At 72.0% G+C, this 6,767-nt stretch carries 8 protein-coding genes and 1 pseudogene; 5 read left to right on the plus strand and 4 right to left on the minus strand.

Annotated features, from left to right (window positions below; translation table 11 throughout):
• Positions 1-57 precede the first annotated feature (57 nt).
• Positions 58-291 (plus strand): Lrp/AsnC family transcriptional regulator, encoded by a 234-nt coding sequence (locus tag N864_RS17375; protein WP_034719854.1) that lies wholly within the window; start codon positions 58-60, stop codon positions 289-291.
• Entirely contained in the window at positions 270-749 is a 480-nt protein-coding gene (locus N864_RS17380) for a DUF3515 family protein (protein WP_240474379.1), read from the plus strand. Before N864_RS17375 ends, N864_RS17380 begins: the two co-directional genes overlap by 22 nt.
• A 32-nt stretch (positions 750-781) precedes the next feature.
• Here N864_RS17380 and N864_RS17385 read toward each other — a convergent pair whose 3' ends face one another.
• On the minus strand, positions 782-1,921 hold the full coding sequence (locus N864_RS17385; RefSeq protein ID WP_034719856.1) for a D-alanine--D-alanine ligase family protein: 1,140 nt from the start codon (positions 1,919-1,921) through the stop codon (positions 782-784).
• A gap of 63 nt (positions 1,922-1,984) precedes the next feature.
• Between N864_RS17385 and N864_RS17390 the strand changes: the two are divergent.
• A pseudogene (locus N864_RS17390) lies at positions 1,985-2,935 on the plus strand (trans-sulfuration enzyme family protein); the annotation flags it as partial.
• A gap of 63 nt (positions 2,936-2,998) precedes the next feature.
• On the opposite strand, the gene N864_RS17395 reads toward N864_RS17390, so the two are convergent.
• Positions 2,999-4,015, minus strand: coding sequence for an NAD(P)H-dependent glycerol-3-phosphate dehydrogenase (locus tag N864_RS17395; protein WP_034719858.1), 1,017 nt, complete (start codon positions 4,013-4,015; stop codon positions 2,999-3,001).
• Positions 4,012-4,809: a lysophospholipid acyltransferase family protein gene (locus tag N864_RS17400; RefSeq protein ID WP_034719860.1), complete on the minus strand. Its 798-nt coding sequence runs from the start codon at positions 4,807-4,809 to the stop codon at positions 4,012-4,014. The genes N864_RS17395 and N864_RS17400 overlap by 4 nt, the downstream gene beginning before the upstream one ends.
• Before the next feature lie 110 nt (positions 4,810-4,919).
• Here N864_RS17400 and cofC point away from each other — a divergent pair, with 110 nt between their 5' ends.
• Together cofC and N864_RS25735 are read left to right on the plus strand one after the other, a co-directional pair.
• The gene (cofC, locus tag N864_RS17405) at positions 4,920-5,573 is read left to right on the plus strand and encodes a 2-phospho-L-lactate guanylyltransferase (protein ID WP_162164543.1); all 654 of its coding nucleotides are present in this window, start codon (positions 4,920-4,922) and stop codon (positions 5,571-5,573) included.
• Positions 5,574-5,582: 9 nt separating this feature from the next.
• Positions 5,583-5,795, plus strand: a complete 213-nt coding sequence (locus tag N864_RS25735; protein WP_034719864.1) for a hypothetical protein — start codon at positions 5,583-5,585, stop codon at positions 5,793-5,795.
• Positions 5,796-5,845: 50 nt separating this feature from the next.
• Here N864_RS25735 and N864_RS17415 read toward each other — a convergent pair whose 3' ends face one another.
• The gene (locus N864_RS17415; RefSeq protein ID WP_034719866.1) at positions 5,846-6,526 is read right to left on the minus strand and encodes an HU family DNA-binding protein; all 681 of its coding nucleotides are present in this window, start codon (positions 6,524-6,526) and stop codon (positions 5,846-5,848) included.
• Positions 6,527-6,767 lie beyond the last annotated feature (241 nt).

The following is a 6,767-nucleotide window of genomic DNA, read 5'->3' on the forward strand; positions in this document are numbered from 1 at the left end:
GCCGGTCGCCCGCGTCCGGTCGGTCGCCGACCGTCAGCCATGAAGAAGAGGTGACCCGTGGTCCAGGCCTACATCCTGATCCAGACCGAGGTCGGCCGCGCCGCGACCGTCGCCGAGGAGATCCGGGCGATCTCCGGCGTCGCGCTCGCCGAGGACGTGACCGGTCCGTATGACGTCATCGCGCGGGTCGAGGCGCCCAACGTCGACGACCTCGGCCGACTCGTCATCGCCCGCCTCCAGGAGGTTCAGGGCATCACCCGGACCCTGACGTGCACGGTGGTCCACGTCTGAGCAGTCGCTCCACTCCTCGAGGCAGCACGGCGGGGGCGCTCGGCGCCGCCGTCGTGCTCTGTGTCGTCGCCGGCTGCTCGTCGGCCGTCGAGGTCTCGCCGGCGCCCTTCGCCGAGAGTCCGGCCTGCCGCTCCGTCCCCTGGCCGGGCAAGGTCGGCGACGCCCAGCACGTCGCGACGACGTCGGACTCCGCAGCCGTCGCCGCTTGGGGCGACCCGGCGATCATCGCCCGGTGCGGCCTCCCGCCCCTCGGGCCCACCACCCTCGAGTGCGTCACCGTGGACGGCGTCGACTGGGTGGTCCGGTCGCTCAGCGACGGCTCGGCTGCCACGACGTACGGCACCGACCCCGCCATCGAGGTCCTCGTCCCGAAGAGCTACGGACCGGCGCCCCTGCAGCTGCCCGCCTTCGGACCCGCCGCCCGGGAGCTGCCCACCAACGGACGGCACTGCTCCTGAGCAGCCGGCTGAGCGGCATACCCCTCGACGCGTCAGCGCAGGCCGGTGCGCCGTTCGAGCGCGAGGGAGATCAGCTCGTCGATCAGCTGGGGGTAGTCGATCCCGGTCGCGGCCCACATGCGGGGATACATCGAGTGGGGTGTGAAGCCCGGCATCGTGTTTATCTCGTTGATGAGCACCCGGCCGTCGTCGGTGTAGAAGCAGTCGACGCGCGCCAGCCCCTCGCAACCGAGCGACTCGAAGGCGGCCGCGGCGAGGCGGCGGACCTCGTCCGACACGGCCCGGGGCACGTCGGCCGGGCAGCTGAGGTCGACGTCGGCCTCCGCGAGGTACTTCGCCTCGAAGTCGTAGAAGGCGTGGTTGGCGTGCACCGCGACCTCCGCGACCTCTGAGGTGCGGGGCGCGTCGGTGCCGTGCCCCTCGAGGACGGCGCACTCGATCTCGCGGCCGGAGATGCCGGACTCGACGATCACCTTGGGGTCGTGCTGGCGCGCCGTCTCGATCGCCGCCTCGAGGTCCGCCCGGTCCACGACCCGAGTGATGCCCATGCTCGAGCCGGCGCGGGCCGGCTTGACGAAGAGCGGGTAGCTCAGGCCGTCGCAGGCGTCCATGGCGGCGGCCCGGTCGGTGCGCCACGCGCGGTCCGTGATGACGGCGTAGGGCCCGACCGGCAGCCCGTGGCCGGCGAAGAGGACCTTCATGAAGTGCTTGTCCATACCGGCGGCCGATGCGAAGACGCCGGAGCCGACGTAGCGCACGTCGGTCAGCTCGAAGAAGCCCTGGATCGTGCCGTCCTCGCCGAACGGCCCGTGCAGCAGGGGGAAGACGACATCGACGTCGCCGAGCTCATGCGGCGGCTCCCCCGGCTCGAGGACCCGCAGGGCATGGTCCTCGACGCCGAGCGGCAGCATGACGCGCGTCTTGGTCGCCTCGACCTGAGGGGTGCTCGTCGTGGTGAGCTCGAGACGGTCCGGCTCGTCGGCGACGAGGACCCACTCGCCCGTCGGCGCGATGCCGATCGGCACGACGTCGTAACGGTCGCGGTCGATGGCGCGCAGCACGCCGGCCGCTGTCGCGCACGAGACGGCGTGCTCGGACGAACGTCCCCCGAAGACGATGGCGACACGCGGTCGGGAGGCTGACGAGGGCGTCGTGGGCTGGTCCGTGGTCATCAGACGAGACTCTATCCCGGGGTCGGCGCCCCACTCCTAACCTGAGGGACGTGACGGACACGGTACGCCCGGTCCGGGAACCCGACCTGGTCGGCCTTCGAGACTGCGCTCGGCGAGCTGGAGGGAGGTCAGGCGCTGATCCACGCGTCCGGCATGGGCGCGATCGCGGCGGCGCTCTCGCTCGTACCGTCCGGCGGCACGGTCCTCGTCCCGGACACGACCTACAACGGGACCGGCGACCTGCTGCGTGAGCTGGAGTCCGCCGGCGCGACCGTCGTGCGGTGCCACGCGAGCGACACCGCGGCCTTCCTCGAGGCGCTGCCGGGCGCCGACCTGGTCTGGCTCGAGTCGCCGACGAACCCCCTCATGGACGTGATCGCCCTCGAGCCGATCCTGGCCCGGGCCCGCGACCTCGGTGTCACGAGCGTCGTGGACAACACGATGCCGACCCCGATCCTCTGCCGGCCCCTCGAGCTCGGCGCCGACGTCGTCGTCCACTCGGTGACGAAGTACCTCGCCGGCCACTCCGACGTCATCCTCGGCGCGACGGTCGTCGCGGACACCGAGCGCGGGCGCGGGCTGGGGATGCGCCTGCACCGGCACCGCACCCTCCACGGGGCGATCGCGGGCCCGATGGAGGTCTTCCTCGCCCTGCGCGGCCTGCGCACCCTGGCCCTCCGGTTCGAGCGCGCCTGCGCCTCCGCGGCCGAGCTGGCCGGCCGCCTCGAGGACCACCCGGCCGTCGCTCGCGTGCGCTACCCCGGCTCCGGGGCGATGCTCTCGATCGACGTCGCCGGCGACGCCCAGGTCGCCGAACGGGTCTGCGCCGCCACCCGAGTCTGGTTCCACTCGACGAGCCTCGGCGGAGTCGAGTCCCAGCTCGAGCGGCGCCGCCGCCAGCCGTCCGAGCCCGAGACGGTGCCCGACAACCTGATCCGGCTCTCGGTCGGCATCGAGCACGTGGAGGACCTCTGGGCTGACCTCGACGCGGCGCTCAAGGCCGCTCTCGCCTAGCGGCCCGCCCCTGCCGGCCACTGGGTGCCTTCTCCTGGCGCCCCGCTGAGGGCGGCGCCGGCGCTAGTTCGGCAACGGCGTACCCTGCTTCTCCGCCTTGAGGTCACGGGCCATCAGCTTGGGGCCCACCTCGGTCACCGGCAGCCCGTCCCGGACCACCGCGACGACCTGCTCGACGATCGGCAGCTCGACCTCGTGGTGCTCGCCGAGCGCGAGGATCGACTGACACGACTTGACCCCCTCGGCCGTCTGCCGCAGCTGCGCCGTGGCCTCGTCGACCGTCATGCCGCGGCCGAGCCGCACCCCGAAGCTGTGGTTGCGGGACAGCGGTGACATGCAGGTCGCGATGAGGTCGCCGACGCCCGCGAGGCCGAGGAACGTCTGCGGGTGCGCGCCGAGGGCCATCCCCAGCCGGGTCGTCTCGGCCAGGCCGCGCGTGATGATGGTCGCCTTGGTGTTGTCGCCGAACCCCATGCCCTCGGCCATCCCGACCGCGAGGGCGATGACGTTCTTCGTCGCGCCACACACCTCTGCGCCGACCACGTCGGTGTCGGTGTAGGGCCGGAAGTAGCGCGTGGCGACCGCCGCCGCCACGTGCTCGGCGGTGGCCATGTCCGCGCAGGCCACGACACTCGCCGCTGGCTGGTGCAGGGCGATCTCGGGGGCGAGGTTGGGGCCGGAGACGATGACGATCCGCTCCTGCTCGACCCCGCCGACCTCGGCGATGACCTCGCTCATCCGCTTCGTGGTGCCGAGCTCGACACCCTTCATGAGCGAGATGACGGGCGCATCGGCCGGCATCGCCGAGCCCCACGTCTCGAGGTTGGTCCGCAGCGTCTGCGAGGGGACGGCCAGCACGACGATGTCGGCGTCGGCACAGGCCTGCTCCGGGTCGGTCGTCGCCCGAATCATGTCGGGCAGCCGCAGGTCGGGCAGGTACTCCAGGTTGCAGCCCTCGTTGATCTGGTCGGCGATCTCCTGGCGCCGCGACCACATGCGCACCGTCGCACCGGCGTCAGCCATGATCCCGGCGAAGGCCGTGCCCCAGTTGCCCGCCCCCATCACCGCGACGTGGGTCATCTGCCGGATCCTCCGGTCGTGCCGTCCCGGGGCTCCGGTCGCCCGAGGTCCACGTGCTTCAACGGGTCACCGACCTCCGCCACACCGTGCTTGCGGGGGTCGAAGCGTTCATGCTCCGCGTGCGCACCGCGGATCTGCTCGAGCAGCGCCGTGATGTGGTCCATGAGCCGGTCGGTCGCGATCCGCAACGTCCCCGTGTCGATGGGTCGGTCGTAGAGGTCGGACAGGTCCACGGGTGGCCCCGCGACCATCGACATGGTGCGGCGAGGAAAGAGCTTGGGACGATGGCCGTACGGCGAGAGGATCTCCTGCGCGCCCCACTGGGCCACCGGAATGAGGGGGCACCGAGTCTCGAGGGCGACGCGGGCGGCGCCGGTCTTGCCGCGCATCGGCCAGAGGTCGGGGTCGCGGGTGATGGTGCCCTCGGGGAAGATGCCGACGGCCTTGCCCTCGCGCACCGCGTCGACGGCGGCGCGGTAGGCGTGGGCGGCCTTGAGCGAGTTGCGGTACACCGGGATCTGGCCGGCCTTGCGCAGCGCCCAGCCGACGACGGGGATGTGGAACAGGCTGTCCTTGCCGAGGAAGTAGGTCGGCCGGCCCGCGTCGTACATGAAGTGCGCGAAGACGATCGGGTCCACGTAGGAGATGTGGTTGGGGGAGACGACGAAGCCGCCCTCGGCGGGGATGTGCTCCATCCCCCGCCAGTCGCGCTTCGTGACGCGCATGAGAATGGGGCGCAGGATCCACGCGATGCAGCGGTAGGACAGCGGCAGCCTGGCGCGTGCTGCGGTCACGAATGGACCTCCTCGGTAGGGCGCCCGTGTGGGCGAGTGTGGGCTTCAGTCTGTCCACCGGCGGCCGGGCTGTCGAGGCTGGCACCGGCGAGTGCGAGAATTCTCGGACCATGGCGACGGCGAACCACTCGGCTCCGAGACAGTGCTGGCACGTCGTCGTGCCCATCAAGGACACCCGCCTCGGCAAGTCCCGGCTCGCTCCCGCCGGCGTCGAGCGCACTCGCCTGAGTCGCGCCATCGCCGAGGACACGCTCGCCGCCGTGACCCAAGCGGTGGGCCCGGGCCAGGTATGGCTGGTGACCTCCGACGAGGGGCTCGCCAGCCGGTGGCTCGCGCGCGGTGTCCATGTCGTGGGCGACCCGGGCACCGGGCTCAATGCCGCCATCGCCGCCGGCCTCGACCGCGTGCCGCTGGGCTCGCCGCGGGCGGTTCTGCTCGGTGACCTGCCCAGTCTCACCGGTGTCGACCTCGTCGCGGCCCTCGACGCCGGTGGCGACGGCGCGGAGTGGTTCGTCCCCGACCTGGACGGATCGGGCACCGTCCTGCGAGCCGGCCGCTCCTTCGTGCCCCGGTTCGGCCCCGGCAGCGCGGACGCCCATGCCGCGCAGGGCGCCCGCCGTCTCGAGCTCGACCTGCCACGGCTGCGCCGCGACGTCGACGACCCCGGGTCCCTCGCTGCAGCCGTCCAGCTCGGAGTGGGCCCAGCCACGAGCGCCGCCCTGCAGCTGGCCGGAGCCGAGCGCTCCTCGGCCCTCGACGGCTAGGTTGGCCCCATGCAGGCCACCGTCCATCGCTTCGACCCGGCCACCCACACCGGCAGCGTCCTGCGCGACGACGGGGTCGAGCTGCCCTTCGACGCAGCGGCGTTCGGTGCCAGCGGCCTTCGGCTGCTGCGCCCCGGCCAACGCCTCACCGTCGAGGTGGCCGACGACAGGGTCACGGCCCTGCGCATCGTCGGCGTCGGCGGCGGCCAGCCGATTCGCTGACATGGACGTGGGGGCCGGCCAGGCGGCCGACCCCCACCCCCGTGGTCTGCTCAGCGCTTCGCCGCGGTCTTGCGAGTCGTGGCCTTCTGCGCCGTGGCCTTCTTCGTCGCGGTCTTCGCGGTGCCGGCCGCCTTCTTCGTGGCGGTCTTGGCGGCGGTCTGGCGAGCCGCCGTGGTGCGGCTGGTCGCCTTGGCGGGCGCGGCCTTCGTGGCAGCCGCCTGCTTCGCGCCACGAGCGGTCGTCGCCTTGGTCGCGGCCGTCTTGGCCGTCGTGGCGGTCTTCGCGGTCTTGGCCGTCGCCGCCCTGGTCGTCGCCGCGGCAGCGGTCTTGCTGGTCGCCGCCTTCTTCGTCGCGGCGGCCTTCTTGCCCGCGGCCGCCTTCTTCGTGACCGGGGCTGCCTCGGAGACGCTCGAGGCGGACGCGCGCGACGCCGCCAGCACGCCCTTGGCGAGCTTCTTGCGCCCCGCCACGACCTCCTTGAAGTTGGTCCCAGCCCGGAACTTCGGCACTCGGGTCTTCTTGATCTTGACCGTCTCGCCGGTCTTCGGGTTGCGGCCGGTCCGGGCGCCGCGGTCCGCGCGCTCGAAGGTGCCGAAGCCCGTGATGCCGACCTTGCCGCCCTTCTGGACCTCGCGGATCACGATGTCGAGGAAGCTCTCGAGGGCGTCGGAGGCAACCTTCTTGCTTCCGAGCTTCGCCTCGAGGGCGTCGATCAGTTCTGCCTTGTTCACGTCTTCCCCTCCAGAGGAATATCGGTGTCGGGCGACCCGACGAGTGGGTCCGGAAGGATCCGGCTCCCTCTGACGGTAAAGGCATCAAACGCTCAGGTCCACCACCTTGAACCGTGTTTTTCGTTGTGTCGCAACGAGTTTGCGGGCCGTGGGGCGCCCGAACTGGCGCCCGGAGACAGGGTCGAGCCCTCGCTCCAGGACAGCGAAAGGGCCGAATCGCTTTGCTGGACAAAGCGATTCG

Source organism: Intrasporangium chromatireducens Q5-1, from assembly GCF_000576575.1.
GTDB lineage: Bacteria > Actinomycetota > Actinomycetes > Actinomycetales > Dermatophilaceae > Intrasporangium_A > Intrasporangium_A chromatireducens.

Bases quoted from the DNA above. Each gene is read 5' to 3' on its own strand.
- N864_RS17385 (WP_034719856.1), bottom strand. From the start codon at position 1,921: ATGACCACGGACCAGCCCACGACGCCCTCGTCAGCCTCCCGACCGCGT.
- N864_RS17395 (WP_034719858.1), bottom strand. From the start codon at position 4,015: ATGACCCACGTCGCGGTGATGGGGGCGGGCAACTGGGGCACGGCCTTC.
- cofC (WP_162164543.1), top strand. From the start codon at position 4,920: ATGGCGACGGCGAACCACTCGGCTCCGAGACAGTGCTGGCACGTCGTC.
- N864_RS25735 (WP_034719864.1), top strand. From the start codon at position 5,583: ATGCAGGCCACCGTCCATCGCTTCGACCCGGCCACCCACACCGGCAGC.